Raw genomic sequence first — 16,349 nt, forward strand, 5'->3', positions numbered from 1 at the left:
CGACATACCGTATCGCGACACCCTCCCGTGGGTCGCACCCGCCGCTGGCGGGTGTTTTTTTGCCGCTCACATGGGCGGGGAGGGCGTTAGGGCTTCGTGCACAGTTGCCAGGAGCCGGTCGGCTCCAATCGGTACCACAACCCCTCCACCTGTGCGCACAGCTGGCCGCCGTTTGGTCCCGTCGCCCATCGCAAGGCGCTGACCGGCGCGTCCGGGAGGTTTCCGGTGATGTCGCGCCAAGTGGCGCCCCCATTGAAGGTTTCGTACACGTGTCCCGGATGGTCCGGTGTGGCCGTGCCATAGCCAGAGAACCCGACGACCGCCGCTTGTCCGTTCGTGCCGGCAGACGGGATGCAGACGGCACTGACCGTCCGGTCTGGCAATCCGGCTTCCACGCGGCGCCAGACGCCGCCGATTCGGCCCACCGCCACGGCTCCGGCCAGCGTTCCGGTCCAGACGACGTCCCCCTGCTGCGCGGCCGCCGTGACCCCGTCGATGCCGAGCCCGTCGGCGTCCGTCTGCCACGCCTCCGTCACGTCCGGAGACACTGCGACCCAGCGCGCAGCGGTAGCGTCCCACCGGGCCACGTGGTGCACCGCCCGGTACTGGATCCCGCCGGATGTCCAAGTGAGGGCCGGCGGCCCGTTCGGCAGCGGATCGTCCACATCCCCTTCCGGTCTGGGCGTTGCCTCCGGAGCGGTGCGAATCCGATACGGTCCGCTGTCCGCCGGCGGTCCGTCCGCTGTGTCGGGCGCTGGATGCGCGGCCGGAGCGGGCGGTTTGACGCCCTGCCATACCTCCGCAACCGTCCACCATCCGCTCCACCATCCCGCCGCCAGCGCTGCGGCAGTGAAGCCCTGCGCGTACAGGCGAACTCTCCATGTCACGGCAACCCCTCCGCACGTCCGTTTATTCCCAGCGTACACCCGGCACGGCGAAAAATTTGTCAATGCGCGTTGTCGAAGTGAGGGAGATTTCGACAAATCCCCTTGCATAACGGCAGGACCGGACAGGCATGGTAAGGCTGAATCGGGTTCGACCGCTGCATCGGAGGAGTGTGAGACAGATGGTATATCGTGCCGTGCCGGCTTGGATCTTGACCGTCTGCCTGGGGGCTGCCGGGCTCATCGCCGGATGCGATCACCTGGCCTTGCCCCCGGCGAACCACACCACGGGCGGCGCGGGGGCGGTGGCGGCCCACATGCTTCCGAGCGACCTCGCCGGTCCGCCTGAAACGCTGAACTTGCCCCGCCGCAGCCAACCCTCGCCCACCATCCTCATCCTTCGCCGCCGGGAGGAGATCCAGATCTACTCGCGCGACACGCGTTGGCGCGGCCGGCAGGTGACCGTGTATTACGTGCCTCCCGAAAACGTGGAGGTGCGCCGGGGCGAACATTATTTGCAGAGTTCGGCCGGGCTGCAGCGCATCGGGAGCGCGTCCATCGATGCGGATGGAGGGTGGCGGGTGACCTGGCGCATCGGAAGTCATGACCTTCCGGGACCGCGTACGTATCTGCTCGCTCGAACGGACACCGGTCAGATTGGATTGGCGAGTTTCGAGACCTGAGGACCTGTCTGGGGTGTGGCCGCCGGATGGCTCCTGCTCCAGGCCGACGAGTTTCCGCAGGGGCGTGTGTGAAGGCCCGCGCATCAGGCGCCGGGCCTTCTTCGCATGGGTGTGGTATGCTGTACGAAGAATTCCATGCAAAAAGGAGCTTCGACATTGCAGACCGTATCCATTGAGCCGCTGGGAGACGGCGCCGCGGTGGTCCGGCTCGGGACGCGCATTGACCCGGACACGCATCGTCAGGTGCGCAGGTTGGTGCTCGCCGTCGATCGATCCGCGCCGCCGTGGCTGGTGGAATTGGTACCCGCGTTCACCACGGTGACCGTGTTTTACGACGCCGTTCAGGCGGATTTTGCACAGGTGGAGGACTGGCTGCGAACCCGGTTGGAGGTGTTGGGCGACGATCCGCTGCCGCCGCCGCGGGAGGTTCGCATCCCCGTGTGTTACGGCGGCGAGTTTGGCCCTGACCTCGGTGTGGTGGCGTCCCACAACGGGCTGACGGAGGACGAGGTGATCGCCATTCACAGCCAAGGGGAATACCTGGTGTACATGATCGGCTTCGCGCCGGGGTTTCCGTACCTCGGCGGATTGTCCGAGCGGATCGCAACCCCCAGGCGATCGACACCACGGGTCTCCATCCCGGCGGGCACCGTCGGCATCGCCGGGATGCAGACGGGCGTGTATCCCATCTCCACGCCGGGCGGGTGGCAGTTGATTGGCCGCACGCCAGTCCGCCTGTTCCGTCCGGAACAGGACCCGCCGACCCTCTTGCAGGCCGGGGACATCGTGCGCTTTGATCCCATCTCTCCGGACGAATACCAGGCCCTGTTGGAAGGAGGGGACGTCCAGTGATTCGGGTGCTTCGGCCAGGTTTACTGACCACGGTGCAGGATCTGGGCCGGGTCGGCCACCAGCGCCACGGAGTCGTCGTCGGGGGCGCGATGGACGAACTGGCGCACCGGGTGGCCAACCTGATTGTCGGCAACGACGAGGCAGCGCCCACGTTGGAGATCACCCTGGTCGGCCCCTCGTTGATGTTCGAATCGGACGCGGTCATCGCCATCTGCGGCGGAGATCTGTCCGCCACGGTGGCGGGCTGGAGGCTTCCCCTGTGGCGCCCGCTGCGGGTGCGGGCGGGGACCGTCGTGGATTTCGGCGGGGCGCGTCTGGGATGCCGCGCCTACGTGGCTGTGGCAGGGGGGTGGGACGTCCCACTGGTTTTGGGTTCGGCGAGCACCTATCTGCGGGCCGGTATCGGCGGGCACCAAGGGCGGGCGCTTCAGGCGGGGGACACCCTCGCTTGGCGCGCGCCCGGTCCGTTGGCCAAGGATTGGTTGGCGCAGCCAGCCGGCGAGGCGGTCGAGGCGGCGCCTTGGTCCGTGTCGTACCAGATCCGGCCTGCCTACCGCCCGCATGTGCGGGTGCGCGTCATCGCAGGCCCCCAAGCCGATTGGTTCACCGAGGAGAGCCGGGAGGCGTTGTACGGGTCGGTGTTTACCGTCGGCAGCCAGTCGGATCGTATGGGCTACCGTCTGCAGGGACCGGCGCTGTCGCTGCGGGAGCCGCGGGAACTCATCTCGGAGGCGGTGACCATGGGGACCCTGCAGGTGCCGCCGGACGGGAACCCGATCCTCCTGATGGCGGATCGGCAGACCACCGGGGGATACGCGAAAATTGCCCAGGTCGCCCGCGTCGACCTGCCCTTGGTGGCGCAGTTGAAGCCGGGGGATCAGATCGGATTCGAACCGGTGTCGCTCACGGAGGCGCAGCGGGCGCTGCGCCAGCGCGAACGGGACCTGAACGAACTGGTCGCCGCAGTCCGCGGATTGCCGGGGATCAGCTGGCGTTCACGAGCCAGGGCAGGGTGAAAAACGAGATGGCGGTGGTGACGGCCACCGTCATCGCCACCTGACTGCGTTCGCCGCCGAACTGTTCCACGAACACGGCGGCGTTGACTGCCGCCGGCATCGCGGCTTCGACGAACAGGACGGACGCGAGGGTACCGTGGATGTCCAGGGCCCATAGCACGGCTTTGGCCACCAAGGGAGCCGCGATGAGGCGGAGGGCCACGCCTGTCCACAGCGGCAGGCCGGTCAGTCCCTGTCGCCAATCGGTCTTAGACAACTGCAGCCCGAGCACCATCAAGGCCAAGGCGGGATATGCGTCGGCGAGCAGGCCGAGCGCGCTGTCCAGCCCTCCCGGCCAGTGCCAACCGAGGGCTGCCATGACCGCCGCGGCCAGGGCGGCGTAGATGACCGGCGTGCGCCGGACCTCTGCCAGTGCAGCGGCAGGGCCGCGGGTTCCTGCGGACGCCAGGTAGACGCCGAGGCTGAACAGCAGGAAGGATTGGCCGACGACGTACAGCGCGGCCTGGCGGTAGCCTGTCTGGCCGAAGGCCAAGAGACAGACGGGCAACCCGTAGTTCACGGCGTTGCTGAACAGAGTCGTGAGGGCGAGCGCCGCCCGTTGGGCCTGCGTGAAGCGGAGCAGGCGCCCGGTGGCTGCAGAGATGACCCAGAGGGCAGCGAGATCGACCAAAGTGAACTCGGCCACGGCGAGCGCCTCTCCGCCCGTACCTCCGCCCACCAGGGCGTGCAGCACCAATCCGGGTGCCAACACGTACATCGCCACGTCGGCGACGCTGCGGGTGTCCACGTGCCGCCAGCGGCCGATCGCCGCCCCGGCCAGCACCGTCAGCAGGATGGGAATCGTCACGTCGAGGACGGTCACCCAGTACGCGCCCATCGCCACCCCCCTTTCGTGCAAGATTGCATCATTTGCATTTCGGCGCGCCAAGCTCCAGTATAATGCACTTTGGACGGAGGGAATGGGAAAACATTTCCGCTGCGGAGGTGAGGGCGTGGAAGGACGCTTTTTCCCGTTGGAGGCCCGCCCGGGCGGGACCGTGACCGCGCTGGCCGCGGTGCAGTGGTTGATGTTCATGCTCGCCAGTGTGGTGACGGTCCCGGTGGTGCTCGGCGCGCAGCTGGGTCTGGGGCCGGAAGCCACGGGAACCTTCGTCGACCGGACGTTTTTTGTCAGCGGCGTCATCTCGCTCCTGCAGGTCACCGTGGGGCATCGGATGCCCATCATCGAAGGGCCGGCAGGCATGTGGTGGGGTGTCTGGGTGGTGTTGATTCAGATCACCGGGGAACAGGGCGGCTCCACCGCGGAACTCTTGCGGGATCTGGAATTCGCCTTGTGCACTTCGGCGCTGGCTTACCTGGTGCTGGCCGGGCTCGGTTGGGTGCAGCGCGTGCAGCGGTGGTTCACGCCCGCCGTCACGGGCACCTTCATGACCCTGCTGGCGCTGCAGATCGCCCAATCGCTGCTGGGCGGTATGCTCGGCGTGGCCGCCACCGGGCGGGTGCAACCCGGGGAGGCCCTGGTGTCTGTTCTGCTCGTGGCCTTATCCGTCTTTCTCACCGTGCGCGGGCGCGGCCTGTGGAAGAGCCTCTCGGTCTTGGTCACGCTTGCCGTCGGCTGGGCGCTCTATGGCGTGTTGGGATGGGCCTCGCCGGGGCCGCCGGCGCACGGGGTGTTTGCTCGGCCCGAGTTGTTTCCCTTTGGAGTCCCCCGGTGGCACACCGGAATCGTCCTGACCGGGCTGTTGACGATGGTGATCCTCCTTTCCAACGTGATCTCGTCGGTGCAGGTGATGGCGCAGGCGGCTCGGGTACCGCTCAGGCCGTCCGACATTCGGCGCGGGACGTTGATCTCTGGCGTCGGTACACTGCTCGCCGGGTTGTTCGGCACCGTCGGCATGGTCCCGCTCTCTGTGTCGGCCAGCCTGGTCGCGCTCACCAGCGTGGCGTCGCGGCTGCCGTTCCTATTGGCCGCCGCCGCGTTGACACTGCTGGGTCTGTTGCCCGCTGTGGGCCACTGGCTGGCGGCGCTTCCGGAAGCGGTCGGGTACGCCGCCCTGTTCACCGTGTTCGGGCAGCTGTTGGGATTCGGCCTGAAGGACTTTCAAACGCTGGCGTTGGACCAGCGGGACCTGTTCGTGGTGACGCTGTCCGTCATGGCCGGTGTGGGCGTGTTCTTCATCCCCAGCCAAGCTTGGGCCGGACTCCCGCCGGTGCTCGCTTATCTGCTGGACAACGGCCTCATCGTCGGTGTCATCCTGGTCTTGCTGTTGGAACACGTGGTTTTGCGCCGCCGGGCGGGAGCTGCATAGCCTGGCAGACTCGGGTTGGCATGTGCTATGCTAGAGACGATTATCCAGAATGTTTCCGTCTTTCCATTCGCCGAGGCTCCCCATGCGTTTTCAAGGCGATGGGGCGCTGCCAGCTGAACGGACTGAAAGCGGTTGCGCCTGCATGCCTCTGACATCAGCGCTGGGCCGGGGTGGGGAGACGGAGGAAGAGAGGAGAGTGCGCCGTGTCCGCGGAATCGAATAAGCTCGACGCGCTGTTGAGCGAATCCCGAGTGTTTCCGCCTTCGGAAGCGTTTCGGGCGCAGGCCAATTTCAACGACCCGTCCATCTATGAACGCGCGGCGGCCGATCCGGAAACGTATTGGGCGGAACAGGCCCAGCATCTGACCTGGTTCGAACCGTTCACGAAGGTGCTGGAGTGGGACCCGCCGCACGCGAAGTGGTTCATCGGGGGCAAGCTGAACGCTGCATACAACGCGGTCGACCGGCATCGGGAGGGGCCGCGCAAGAACAAGGCCGCCATCCTGTGGGAAGGGGAGCCCGGCGACAGCCGCGTGTACACGTATGACATGCTGGGACGCGAGGTCGATCGCGCGGCCCACATGCTGCATCACCTGGGGGTTCGCAAAGGCGATCGGGTGACCATCTATTTGCCGATGATCCCGGAGCTGGCCATCTCCGTTCTGGCGTGTGCCAAGATCGGGGCCATTCACTCCGTGGTGTTCGGCGGGTTTTCAGCCAAGTCCCTGCGCGAGCGGATTCTGGACGCCGATGCGCGCGTGCTGATCACCGCGGACGCCGGTTGGCGGCGCGGCGGCCACATCCCGCTCAAGGCCAACGCGGACGAGGCTGTCTCCGGGACATCTGTGGAGAAGGTGCTGGTGGTCCGGCGGGTCGGTGAAGCGTCCGGCGCGAAGATGACGCCCGACCGCGACGTCTACTGGGATGAACTGGCCGCCCAGATGCCGAAGACGCCATACCCGGCCGAACCGATGGACGCGGAGGACGTGCTGTTCTTGCTCTACACCTCTGGCACCACCGGCAAACCGAAGGGCATCGTGCACAGCACCGGCGGATACCTGGTCGGGGCCAATACGTCGCTGCGCAGCGTCTTCGACCTGAAGGACACGGACGTGTTCTTCTGCACGGCCGACATCGGCTGGGTGACCGGCCACACCTATATCGTGTACGGGCCGCTGACGGCCGGAGCCACCGTCGTCATGTACGAAGGCGCACCCGACTGGCCGCACCGCGGCCGGTTCTGGGAGATCGTCGAGAAGTACGGGGTGACCATCTTCTACACCGCGCCGACGTCCATCCGCACCTTCATGAAGTGGGGGCCGCAGATCCCCGCGCAGTACGACCTGTCCTCCATCCGCCTGATGGGGTCCGTGGGGGAGCCCATCAATCCGGAGGCGTGGATGTGGTATCACGAGAACATCGGCAGGGGACGCGCGCCGATTGTCGACACCTGGTGGCAGACGGAGACGGGCTGCGCCATGATCGCGCCGCTGCCAGGGCTGGTGGCGACCAAGCCGGGCTCGGCGACGCGTCCGGTGCCCGGCATCTCCGCGGCCGTGGTCGACGAGGACGGGAATCCCGTCGAACCGGGCCACGGCGGATACCTCGTCATCACCAAGCCGTGGCCGTCGATGATGCGCACCATTTGGGGCGACGATGAACGGTTCCGCCGCTCGTATTTCGGGAAGTTTCCGGGGGTGTACCTGGCGGGCGACGGTGCGCGCGTCGACGAGGACGGGTACTTCTGGGTGCTCGGCCGCATTGACGACGTCATCAATGTGTCCGGCCACCGGATCGGCACGATGGAGGTGGAGAGCGCCTTGGTCGATCACCCGGCTGTGGCGGAGGCGGCGGTCATCGGCCGGTCGCACGAGGTCAAGGGGCAGGCCATCACGGCATTCGTCACCGTCAAGGAGGGCGTGAAAGCCGACGAGGCGCTGGTCCAGGATCTCAAGCAGCACGTGGTGGACAAGATAGGCGCCTTGGCCCGGCCGGAGGAGATCATCTTCACCGCGGAGCTCCCGAAGACGCGCAGCGCCAAGATCATGCGCCGCCTGTTGCGGGACATCGCCGAGGGGCGAGTCGTCGGCGACACGACCACGCTGGCGGATCCCAGCGTGATCGAAGACCTGAAGAAGTTGTATAAAGAGAGTGATTGACGGTCACCGCAAGCTGGCAGCCACCCGCTGGGCGGGTGGCTGCTATCGTCGTAAACGGGGCAATTTCCGAAAGGAGGCGGGACAGGTGCGGGCGGCGCCCAATCTGTCGATGCTGTTTCAGGAGGCGCCGTTTCTCGAACGGTTCGGGCGGGCGCGCGCGGCCGGTTTCGGCGCGGTGGAATTTCAATTTCCGTACGCGCATCGGCCGGATGAGCTGCGCCAAGCCGTGAGGGAGGCGGGCGTGGAGGTCGTCCTGTTCAACCTGCCTGCGGGCGACTGGGCGGCGGGCGACCGGGGGCTCGCCTGTGATCCCGGACGGAGGGAGGCGTTTCGCGAGAGCGTCGAGACGGCCATCGAGTATGCGGAAGCGCTCGGTTGCCCGCGGATCCACTGTATGGCCGGACGAGTGCCGGACGGGAGATCCCTGGGGGACGTGTGGCCGGTCCTGGTGGAGAATATCCGGTACGCCGCGGAGCGGTTTGGCAGATACGGGCGGACGGTGATGGTTGAGGCGTGCAACAAGCGGGACATGCCGGGGTTTGCCCTGCCGGACGTCTCACGGGCGGTGGATCTCCTGCGGGAGGTCGGCCGGGACAACGTGCGGCTGCAGTTCGACTTCTACCATGTCCAGCGCAGCCAAGGGGAGCTCATTGCCACCTACCAAGCCGTGCGGGACCTGGTGGGTCACGTTCAAATTGCCGACAATCCGGGCCGGCACGAACCTGGGACAGGGGAGATCCACTATCGTAACGTCTTGGCGGCGGTGGCCCAATCCGGCTACAAGGGATGCGTGGGGTTGGAGTACATCCCGTCCGGGCGGACAGAGGACTCGTTCGCCTGGATGGATCAGGAGGAGATGCGGACATGGCTGAAACGCTGATGGAGGCGTTGGGCATCGAGACGGTAGAATTGAACAAGGACCGCGTGGTCATGAGAATGCCTGTGGCAGGGCCCACGCATCAGCCTTTCGGGCTGTTGCACGGTGGTGCTTCGGTGGCCTTGGCCGAGACTGCGGCCAGCCTCGGCACGTGGTTGAACATCGATCAGGAACGACAGGCGGCGGTGGGCATCGAGATCAACGCCAATCACGTGCGTTCTAAGAAGGACGGGTTCGTCACGGCCACCGCAACGCCACTGCACAAGGGCCGGACCACCATGGTGTGGGACATCCGCATCTGCGACGAAGAAGGGCGCCTCGTCTGCGTGTCCCGGTGCACGGTCGGGGTTGTGGAGCGGCGAGCCTGACCAGACTGGGAGGTGCTGGCGTGTTTGTGAAGTCTTTGACGGTGCGCTTCAGCGAGTGCGACGGGCTGGGGCACGTCAACAACGGGATGTATTTCACTTACATGGAGGATGCCCGGGTCGATATCTTTCGCATCTTCAATCCGAGCCTCGACCTGGCGCGCTGGAACTTGATTGTCGCCTCCGCACGGTGCGACTTTCTGCGGCAGGTCAAATTCGCGGAGACGTTGACGGTGTACACCTGGATCGGCCGGATTGGGCGCACCAGTTTCACAGTCGAGCACGCCTTGCAGAACGCGGACGGCGCCTGGGTGGCTCGAGGACAGGCGGCGATGTTGGCCTTTGACTATGAGGCCGGCCAACCGAAGCCCCTGTGGCCGGAGGTCCGGGCGGAGCTGGAGCGGCATCAAGAGGGGCCGCCGGGGGCCCCGGAACTGCGGGCGTGATGGGATGGGCTGGCGGGTGTTGCGTGCCCGGGGGTCAGGCGCGGGCGGGTTCGGGCGTGATGCGGCGGGCGAGAAACGCCTCGTGCGCCGCCCGCTCCAGCTCGTCCGGCAAGGGCGCCAGATCCGCCGGAATGCCGGCGTAGTCCAACGCCGTCTGCAGGATCCAGTCCGCCAGACGTGGGTTCTTCGGCAGCAGGGGCCCATGGATGTAGGTGCCGAATACGTTGAGATAGCGCACACCTTCCTGGCCGTCCTCGCCGTTGTTGCCATGTCCGGCCAACACGCGGCCGAGCGGCTCATGCCGATGGCGAGTGCGGCCCCCGTGGTTCTCAAACCCCACAATCGTACCGCACACCGGGGACTCGATGGCGATGTTGCCGATCAGCCGCGGTTCCCCCGCGACGGTTTGCAGATCGAGCACCGCCAGGCCCGGCACCTTATCTCCCCCAGGCAATTCGTAATACTCCCCGAGCAACTGGTAACCGCCGCAGACGGCGAGCACGGGCAGTCCGGCCGCGACGGCGTCGGCCCACTCGGTGCGCTCCGCGACCAGGGTCCGCGCGACGATTTCCTGCTCGCGGTCAGAACCGCCTCCGAGGAGGACCAGGTGGTACCGGGCCAACTGAAGCGGGTCGCCCGCGGTGACCTCCTCGACTTCGACCGGGATGCCTCGCCATTCGCAGCGGCGGCACAGAGTCAGGATGTTGCCTCGGTCGGCGTACAGGTTCAGCAGCTCAGGATACAGATGGGCGATGCGCAGAGAGCGGGACAACAGGCGACACGCTCCTCTCGAGCCATTGTGCGGTGGGATAGAGAGCCGTGTACGTGGCCAGGCAATACAGAGGCAGGCCGCCCAGCTGACGGCTGACGGTGAAGGCTTCACTCAGGCCGGCATCCAGGTCGGGTACCGCCCGCAGCCGGTCCACCGGTACCCCCGCGTACTTCAGGCGCAGGGCCATGTCCTCCGCACGCATGCCGCTGGTGACGATGAATTGAATACGCCGGTCTTCGGCCAGTTGTTCGAAATCCGCATCCCACAGCCAGGACACGTCTCTGCCGTCGGCCGCCTGGTCGTTGATGGCGATCCACAGCACTTTGTCGCCCGGCTCTGCACCCACGGCCTGCAGGACGCTGTCGCACCCGGCGGGGTTTTTGATCAGGTTGAGCACGCTGACGGGGCTGGTCCGAAAGACCTGCATACGGCCCACGGGCGACCGGTAGGCCGCAAGGCCTTTCGCAATCTGGTCTGCGTTGAAGCCGCACACGCGGGCGGCGCTGATGGCCGCCAGGACGTTGTAGACGTTGTACAAGCCCCGCGTCGGCAGTTGGAATCGCACCCGCGGCAGCTGGTTCTGTTGAATCTCGATGGTGTCATGTTCAATCCGTCCGAGAAAATCGGGCATGGGCCGCATGAAATCGCAGGCCAAGCACTTGTACAGCCCCAGTTGGCCGTAGAAGTAGCCGTCGTAGTGCAGAGGTTCGCCGCACGACAGGCAGAAGGCGCCATCGCGCATCTGGCGGCGTTGCGGTTCACCCGCGTGATCGCGCGCGAGGCCGTAGTAGGCGCACCGCCGGCCGCTGGTGACGCCGATGTGATGCGCGAGCGGATCGTCCGCATTGAGCACCAGCATGGCCTCGGTCTTCTTGAGTCCCGAGACGAGTTTGGCGAGGGTGCCGTCCACCTCGCCGTAGCGGTCGAGTTGATCGCGAAAGACATTGGTCACCACGGCGACCCTTACGGGCAGGTGTGGAGCCACCTGAGGCAGGGTGGCCTCGTCGATCTCAAACAGGGCTGTGCGGACGCGCAGCCGCCCGAGCCAGTCGGTGTGCTGCAACAGGGCCGTGACGATGCCCTGGGTCATGTTCGCCCCCTCGGCGTTGTGCACAATCGGACCTTCCGTACGCAGGATGGCGGCGAGCAGATTCGCCGTGGTGGTCTTGCCGTTGGTGCCGGTGACGACGATGCACCACTCCAGCTGCTGCCCGAGCTTGGCGAGAAGCCGCGGGGAGAAGCGGAGCGCCACCTGGCCCGGCAGGCTGGTGGCACGCCGTCCGGCCAAGCGCAGCAAGAACGCCGTGCATTTTCCAATCCACACACCGAACAACCCGCCATCCCTCCTGAGTCCGCGCTGCGTGTCGAAAACACCATATGGATTATACTATAAATGCGTGTCCACCAGGGGACGGCCCATGGGTCGTGCGCCGGACACAGGAGGAGGGAACTTATGCACACGTTTGCCGCCATCGAAGCGGATACGCCAGAGGACTTCTACGAGACGTTGGCCAAACAGGTCGAGCATCTGACGGACGGCGAGCGGGACGTCATCGCCAATCTGGCGAACGTGTCCGCCTTGCTCAATCTGCAGCTGACGAATATCAACTGGGTCGGGTTTTATCTGTGGTCGGAGCGGGACCAGGAGTTGGTTCTCGGTCCCTTTCAAGGCAAGCCAGCCTGCATCCGCATTCCAATGGGCAAGGGGGTGTGCGGGACTGCCGCCCAGCTGCGCGCCCCGGTGGTGGTGCCGGATGTCCTGCAGTTCCCAGGTCATATCGCATGCGACACGGCCTCCCGCTCCGAGGTCGTGGTGCCCATGGTGCAACAGGGGCGTCTGGTCGGGGTGCTCGATGTCGACAGCCCGACGCCGGCCCGCTTTCGGGACACGGACGCGGAAGGCCTGGGGAAGGTCGTCGCCGCCATCGTCGCTAGCACCGATTTCCCGGAGCGGTAGGCGGCAGAGGAGGGGATGGGAATGGAATTTTACGGGTATCGGCGGTGTTCCACGTGCCGCAACGCATACCGGTTTTTGCAGGAGCGCGGGGTGGAGGTCCCGTTTCACGATCTGGTTGAGGAGCCCCCGAGCGTCGAGCAGCTGCGCCGCTGGGTGCAGGCGTCGGGACAGGGGATCGGGGCCTTCATCAACCGCCAAGGCACGCGCTACCGGGAACTCGGCCTGAAGGACAAAGCCTTGTCGGACGAGGAGTGGCTTCACCTGTTGTCCAAGGATGGGAAGCTCATCAAGCGGCCCATTCTCGTCGATGGTGACCGCGTCGTCGTCGGATTTGACCGGGCGGCGTACGAAGCGGCCGCAGGGGGGCGTTGAGGTGCCGCGCCTTTTCTTCGGCGTCGAGGTGGCGGATTCGGCCCGGCAGCGGCTGGCGGAACTGTGCCGGGATCTGCGCACGCTCGGCGTCCGCGCGGGAAACTGGTCGCCACCCGCACTGTATCACATTACGAGCCTGTTCCTCGGCCAGGTGGACGACGCCGTCCTGCCGGAACTCGAGGCCATCGGCCAGACCGCGGCGTCGCATGTGGCACCCTGGACGATCACGCTGGACGGCGCAGGCACCTTCCTGCGAAAACGCATTTTGTGGGCCGGTGTCCGCGAGGACGCCGGCCTGGCGGGGCTGGAGACTGTGCACCGGGCCCTGCGTGAGCAGGCGGCACCGCGGCCGTGGGCGCGGTTGGAGGAGCGCCCGTACCGGGCGCACCTGACCCTCGCCCGCCAACTGGACGTCGACAGCTGGACGGCGCTCGAGTCCCGCGCCCGCGCCTTGGCCGAACGCGCCACGGCTGGCCTGGCTTGGCCGGTCGAGGCGCTTTGCTTGTTCGAGTCCGTGCGGGCGGGGGGCCGGTTGGTGTATCCGGTGCGGATGCGCTTTCCGTTCCGCGGACGTTAGGCCTGGCGCCGGCGTTGTTCGTAGTGAATCAGACCGAGGGAGTCGAGGACGACGTCGATGTCGAGCACCTCGATGTCGTCACCCGGCCGGTATCCCTGTCGGATGAGGTCGTCCCGGATCCAGGCGCGCAGGGCGTTCATCACCGTCTCCGGATCGATGCCGGGTTGGTACACTTGAGCGATGAGCTCGGCGAACGCGTCCGCACCGCGCACGGTGCCGCGGATGGCCTCCTCCTTCGGAGATTTGCCGAAATGGGTGTGGTACACCCACTGGAACGGGAGTTTCTCAAGCATGGCGGCGGTGCGGTGGACGGCAGCGGGATCGAAGTCGACCGGTGACGTGGAGGGCAACACCCACTCGAAGTCCCAGCCAGTGAAGCAGGTCCGGTAGCGGATGCCGAGGGCGTCTCCCGCATACAATGCGTCGGAGACCGGGTCCAAGACGGTGAAGTGATGCTTGGCGTGACCCGGCGAGTCGTAGAAGGTCAGGGTACGCCTCCCGATGGACAGGGTCTCTTCATGCTGGCGGACGAGGACGCGCGCTTCAGGCACCGGGAGAATGGATCCGAAATACGCCTCGAGCTTGCTCCCGTACACGGCGCGCGCGCCTTCCCACAGGCGGGAGGGGTCGATCATGTGGCGCGCCCCCCGCGGATGCACCACCAACTGGGCGTTCGATGCCGCCTGCATCATGTGGCCGGCGCCGCCCGCGTGGTCGAGGTGGACGTGCGTGACAATGACGTAGGCCAGATCTGCGGGGGAGAGGCCGAGTTGGCGCAAGCCGTCGATCAGGAGTTCGTGTGACTTGGCGGACCCGGTTTCAATCAGCGTCGGCTGCTCGTCCAGGATCACGTAGGCCCCCGACCGGCACGGCCGGTCCTGCTCCATCAGGTCAATCATCCACACATCATGGCCCATCTCGATTGGCTTCATGTCAGCGCTCCTTTCTGAATCGGTCCCGCCATCTGGTTTTGCCGCGTCCGCCGGGTCCCCCGCGCGGCGCTGGGGGATGAGGCGGGTCCTGATTGTGGCGTGCTGCCCACGTGCGCTCGGGAGGGACGGGGCCGCGCGCCGGCGGACGGCTCGGGGCCTCTTGCGCGGCGGCCGACGCGCGCCTGGTGCGCCAGGTGGGCGGATCGCCGGCGCGCGATGGAGACCCCGCCTTCGCGCGGCGGGCGGAGGAGAGGGGGTGGACCTCCGCCGGGCGGCGGTGTTGCGGTGTGCCGGCGTGATCGCCCTCTGAGGCGCCGATGTCCGCTGGGCTGCGGGCGGTCCGGCGGGCTTGCGCTTCCTCCACCGGAATCACGTCCGCCAACGGATCGACCTCGGGCTCTTCCTCCAATGTATACCTGGAGACGCTCAGCAGCAATCCGACGGCGAACAGGTTCATGACCAGCGAGGTGCCGCCGTAGCTGATGAAGGGAAGCGGAATTCCGGTCACCGGAAGGAGGCCGGTCACCGCTCCCAGGTTGACGAACGTCTTGATGGCGAGCATGCCAGTGATCCCGACGGCGAGCAGTGCGCCAAAACGGTCCTTGGCGAAACGGGCCGTCACGAACCCTCGCCAGATGACGAAGCAAAACGCGCACAGCATGGCGATGGCGCCCACCAGGCCCCATTCCTCGACGAACACGGGGAACACGAAATCGGTGTACGGCGCCGGGAGATAGCCGAGCTTTTCCATGCTCATGTCGAATCCGCGGCCAAACCACCCTCCCGCCGAGAGGGCGGTCAGTCCCTGTACCAACTGCAGGCCGATGCTGTCGGCGTACTGGAAGGGATGTAACCAGGCGGCGACACGGGCGGAACGGTAGGATTCCACGAAGGCGAGAAGGACGCCGGCCACCCCCAGCCCACCGACGACGCCGAGCAAGGGGCGCAAGGCCACTCCGGATGCGAACAGCACGACGACACTGCTGAACGCCAGGGTCATCGCGGTCCCCATGTCTGGCTCGAGGAGGATGAGCAGGAAGGTCAGGCCGGTGACGATCATGGCGGGCAGATAGCCCTTTTTGAAGTCGTGTGCGAAGACCGCTTTCTTGGTGAAGAAAAACGCGAGATAGATCACATTAAAGATGATGGCGAGCTCGGAGGGCTGCATGTGGAGCCCGCCGCGGCCGATCCAACGCCAGCCGCCGCCTTCGTTCATGCCGATGTGCGGGACGAACACCAGGCACAGCAAGAGGTATCCGGCCACCACCAGGAGCGGTGCACGGCGGTACCAGAATGTGTATGGGATGCGGGCCACGCCAGCGAGAAGGACCACACCGACGATGGCGGCCACCAATTGTCGCGTGGCGTAGTACGAGGCGGGCAGATGGTCATGCAGGGCTTTCGCGGAGCTGGCCGAGAACACGGTCAGGACACCGGCCGCGACGAGGATCAGCACGGTGAAAAACAGGGGATAGTCCATCGAGTGTGGTTTGACCTGCATGCGCGTCACCTTCCCGTCCAGGATCCACAAGGGTGCATTTTTCGACGCGCAAAGGCGCGTTCCCTGCAGAAACTGAGATTTTCGGGCCGGTGACGCGCGCGTGTCACCACCAGTGCATGCCGATGGCGGTGATGCCGAGGATGGCGGCGAGCGGAATTGCCAGATTCCAGCCGCCGCCTCCCCATGGCGGGCCTCCACCGGGCGGAGGGCCGCCGGGACCTGGGCCCCCCGGCGCACCGGGTCCCGGGGTGAACCATCCCCGCGGCAGCGCATACGCGGCGCTTGGCGTCCCGGCGGTGACGGCAGATGCCGGCCAAGCCGGGTGCGGGGCCGGGGCCGCGGCCGGGATGGGGGCGAGGATCAGGTGATGAGATGTACAGTGCACCACCACGCCGTGAAAGGTTCCAAAGTGGGTGTGGCACTGGACGCATCGGCCGACATAGCGGCGCAGCCGTTTCGACCTGTCGGACATGAGAGTCCTCCTTCCGCAAGGCGCGGTGACGGCGGGGGCCCGTCGGAGTCTCCGCTCTCGCCGCGCGATCGCCTCTTCACTCTATGGGTATCCGGCCATCGGCGCCCGGGCGCCTGCCCACTTTGTCCAGTGCACACCGCGAAGGCTGCGGGATATAATGGGGTAGATTGGCTTG

The 16,349-nt window shown here is 66.4% G+C and carries 18 protein-coding genes; 11 read left to right on the forward strand and 7 right to left on the reverse strand.

Annotated features, from left to right (window positions below; all coding sequences use genetic code 11):
* Window positions 1-86: 86 nt before the first annotated feature.
* A complete protein-coding gene (locus N687_RS0118315) occupies window positions 87-887 on the reverse strand; it encodes a hypothetical protein (RefSeq protein WP_029423243.1) in 801 nt (266 codons plus the stop codon).
* 179 nt (window positions 888-1,066) lie between these two features.
* On the opposite strand from N687_RS0118315, the gene N687_RS22560 reads away from it, so the two are divergent.
* From N687_RS22560 to N687_RS0118330, 3 genes are all read left to right on the forward strand, one after another.
* Window positions 1,067-1,567: a hypothetical protein gene (locus tag N687_RS22560; protein WP_051663445.1), complete on the forward strand. Its 501-nt coding sequence runs from the start codon at window positions 1,067-1,069 to the stop codon at window positions 1,565-1,567.
* Between the two features lie 135 nt (window positions 1,568-1,702).
* Entirely contained in the window at window positions 1,703-2,419 is a 717-nt protein-coding gene (gene pxpB / locus N687_RS0118325) for a 5-oxoprolinase subunit PxpB (protein WP_051663446.1), read from the forward strand.
* On the forward strand, window positions 2,416-3,435 hold the full coding sequence (locus tag N687_RS0118330; protein ID WP_029423246.1) for a biotin-dependent carboxyltransferase family protein: 1,020 nt from the start codon (window positions 2,416-2,418) through the stop codon (window positions 3,433-3,435). Before pxpB ends, N687_RS0118330 begins: the two co-directional genes overlap by 4 nt.
* On the opposite strand, the gene N687_RS0118335 is transcribed toward N687_RS0118330, so the two are convergent.
* On the reverse strand, window positions 3,404-4,312 hold the full coding sequence (locus N687_RS0118335) for an AEC family transporter (RefSeq protein ID WP_029423247.1): 909 nt from the start codon (window positions 4,310-4,312) through the stop codon (window positions 3,404-3,406). The genes N687_RS0118330 and N687_RS0118335 overlap by 32 nt on opposite strands.
* 115 nt (window positions 4,313-4,427) lie before the next feature.
* On the opposite strand from N687_RS0118335, the gene N687_RS0118340 reads away from it, so the two are divergent.
* The 5 genes from N687_RS0118340 (at window position 4,428) to N687_RS0118360 (ending at window position 9,591) form a co-directional block, all read left to right on the forward strand.
* Entirely contained in the window at window positions 4,428-5,744 is a 1,317-nt protein-coding gene (locus tag N687_RS0118340) for a purine/pyrimidine permease (RefSeq protein WP_051663447.1), read from the forward strand.
* A 203-nt stretch (window positions 5,745-5,947) separates the two neighbouring features.
* A complete protein-coding gene (gene acs / locus N687_RS0118345; protein ID WP_029423249.1) occupies window positions 5,948-7,903 on the forward strand; it encodes an acetate--CoA ligase in 1,956 nt (651 codons plus the stop codon).
* Entirely contained in the window at window positions 7,896-8,783 is an 888-nt protein-coding gene (locus N687_RS0118350; RefSeq protein ID WP_197029329.1) for a hydroxypyruvate isomerase family protein, read from the forward strand. Before acs ends, N687_RS0118350 begins: the two co-directional genes overlap by 8 nt.
* Window positions 8,768-9,148, forward strand: a complete 381-nt coding sequence (locus N687_RS0118355; RefSeq protein WP_029423588.1) for a hotdog fold thioesterase — start codon at window positions 8,768-8,770, stop codon at window positions 9,146-9,148. The genes N687_RS0118350 and N687_RS0118355 overlap by 16 nt, the downstream gene beginning before the upstream one ends.
* Window positions 9,149-9,168: 20 nt before the next feature.
* Window positions 9,169-9,591: an acyl-CoA thioesterase gene (locus N687_RS0118360; protein ID WP_029423251.1), complete on the forward strand. Its 423-nt coding sequence runs from the start codon at window positions 9,169-9,171 to the stop codon at window positions 9,589-9,591.
* A 34-nt stretch (window positions 9,592-9,625) separates the two neighbouring features.
* Here the strand turns inward: N687_RS0118360 and N687_RS0118365 are convergent, their stop codons facing one another.
* Together N687_RS0118365 and N687_RS0118370 are read right to left on the reverse strand one after the other, a co-directional pair.
* Window positions 9,626-10,363, reverse strand: a complete 738-nt coding sequence (locus tag N687_RS0118365) for a type 1 glutamine amidotransferase (RefSeq protein ID WP_231493532.1) — start codon at window positions 10,361-10,363, stop codon at window positions 9,626-9,628.
* On the reverse strand, window positions 10,326-11,687 hold the full coding sequence (locus N687_RS0118370; RefSeq protein ID WP_231493639.1) for a MurT ligase domain-containing protein: 1,362 nt from the start codon (window positions 11,685-11,687) through the stop codon (window positions 10,326-10,328). The genes N687_RS0118365 and N687_RS0118370 overlap by 38 nt, the downstream gene beginning before the upstream one ends.
* A 129-nt stretch (window positions 11,688-11,816) precedes the next feature.
* Between N687_RS0118370 and N687_RS0118375 the strand changes: the two genes are divergently transcribed.
* Genes N687_RS0118375 through thpR form a run of 3 tightly spaced genes read left to right on the forward strand, consistent with a single transcriptional unit; the run spans window position 11,817 to window position 13,269 of the window.
* Complete coding sequence (locus N687_RS0118375) at window positions 11,817-12,320, forward strand: GAF domain-containing protein (RefSeq protein WP_029423254.1); 504 nt, start codon at window positions 11,817-11,819, stop codon at window positions 12,318-12,320.
* A 21-nt stretch (window positions 12,321-12,341) separates the two neighbouring features.
* On the forward strand, window positions 12,342-12,692 hold the full coding sequence (locus N687_RS0118380; RefSeq protein WP_331280147.1) for a Spx/MgsR family RNA polymerase-binding regulatory protein: 351 nt from the start codon (window positions 12,342-12,344) through the stop codon (window positions 12,690-12,692).
* Window position 12,693: 1 nt separating this feature from the next.
* Entirely contained in the window at window positions 12,694-13,269 is a 576-nt protein-coding gene (thpR, locus tag N687_RS0118385) for an RNA 2',3'-cyclic phosphodiesterase (protein WP_029423256.1), read from the forward strand.
* Here the strand turns inward: thpR and N687_RS0118390 are convergent.
* The 3 genes from N687_RS0118390 to N687_RS0118400 all read right to left on the reverse strand — a co-directional run bounded on the left by N687_RS0118390 (window position 13,266) and on the right by N687_RS0118400 (window position 16,174).
* On the reverse strand, window positions 13,266-14,201 hold the full coding sequence (locus N687_RS0118390) for an MBL fold metallo-hydrolase (RefSeq protein ID WP_029423257.1): 936 nt from the start codon (window positions 14,199-14,201) through the stop codon (window positions 13,266-13,268). The two genes, thpR and N687_RS0118390, sit on opposite strands and share 4 nt — an antisense overlap.
* A 1-nt stretch (window position 14,202) precedes the next feature.
* Entirely contained in the window at window positions 14,203-15,702 is a 1,500-nt protein-coding gene (locus N687_RS0118395; protein ID WP_156040214.1) for an FtsW/RodA/SpoVE family cell cycle protein, read from the reverse strand.
* Window positions 15,703-15,805: 103 nt separating this feature from the next.
* Complete coding sequence (locus N687_RS0118400) at window positions 15,806-16,174, reverse strand: hypothetical protein (protein WP_029423259.1); 369 nt, start codon at window positions 16,172-16,174, stop codon at window positions 15,806-15,808.
* Between the last annotated feature and the right edge of the window lie 175 nt (window positions 16,175-16,349).

Source organism: Alicyclobacillus macrosporangiidus CPP55 (assembly GCF_000702485.1).
GTDB lineage: Bacteria > Bacillota > Bacilli > Alicyclobacillales > Alicyclobacillaceae > Alicyclobacillus_H > Alicyclobacillus_H macrosporangiidus_B.

Bases quoted from the DNA above. Each gene is read 5' to 3' on its own strand.
- N687_RS22560 (WP_051663445.1), top strand. From the start codon at position 1,067: ATGGTATATCGTGCCGTGCCGGCTTGGATCTTGACCGTCTGCCTGGGG.
- N687_RS0118355 (WP_029423588.1), top strand. From the start codon at position 8,768: ATGGCTGAAACGCTGATGGAGGCGTTGGGCATCGAGACGGTAGAATTG.
- N687_RS0118335 (WP_029423247.1), bottom strand. From the start codon at position 4,312: ATGGGCGCGTACTGGGTGACCGTCCTCGACGTGACGATTCCCATCCTG.
- pxpB (WP_051663446.1), top strand. From the start codon at position 1,703: ATGCAAAAAGGAGCTTCGACATTGCAGACCGTATCCATTGAGCCGCTG.
- N687_RS0118380 (WP_331280147.1), top strand. From the start codon at position 12,342: ATGGAATTTTACGGGTATCGGCGGTGTTCCACGTGCCGCAACGCATAC.
- N687_RS0118400 (WP_029423259.1), bottom strand. From the start codon at position 16,174: ATGTCCGACAGGTCGAAACGGCTGCGCCGCTATGTCGGCCGATGCGTC.
- N687_RS0118390 (WP_029423257.1), bottom strand. From the start codon at position 14,201: ATGAAGCCAATCGAGATGGGCCATGATGTGTGGATGATTGACCTGATG.
- N687_RS0118395 (WP_156040214.1), bottom strand. From the start codon at position 15,702: ATGCAGGTCAAACCACACTCGATGGACTATCCCCTGTTTTTCACCGTG.
- N687_RS0118375 (WP_029423254.1), top strand. From the start codon at position 11,817: ATGCACACGTTTGCCGCCATCGAAGCGGATACGCCAGAGGACTTCTAC.